Origin of the sequence: Microbacterium sp. ZXX196, assembly GCF_009709595.1 — a bacterium.
Taxonomy (GTDB): Bacteria; Actinomycetota; Actinomycetes; order Actinomycetales; family Microbacteriaceae; genus Microbacterium; species Microbacterium excoecariae.
On sequence record NZ_WMEE01000425.1, the window covers coordinates 1 to 247 of the forward strand.

The window sequence follows — 247 nt, forward strand, 5'->3', positions numbered from 1 at the left end:
TGAAATGGCAGACCGTAAACGATATCATAGTTGACCGAAGTGTAGCCGATTTCTCGTGCCTTTTTTGTCAGATGGTTAACCTGCTCATAGGTTTGGTGGCGGTTTATCGCTACCAAAACCAAAGGATTGAAATCCTGAACTCCTATGCTGATTCTGCGAAATCCGACATTATAAAGTGCCAGTAAATGCTCGTCGGTTGTATTGCCCGGGTGTGCTTCAAAGCTGAATTGAGCTTTGGGATGCACCG

At 45.3% G+C, this 247-nt stretch carries 1 protein-coding gene; it reads right to left on the reverse strand.

The genetic code is table 11. The annotated features are described in order from the left end of the window. Nucleotides 1–247: radical SAM protein (locus GJQ66_RS13570; RefSeq protein WP_155049702.1), on the reverse strand; the 247-nt coding region annotated here is incomplete at both ends.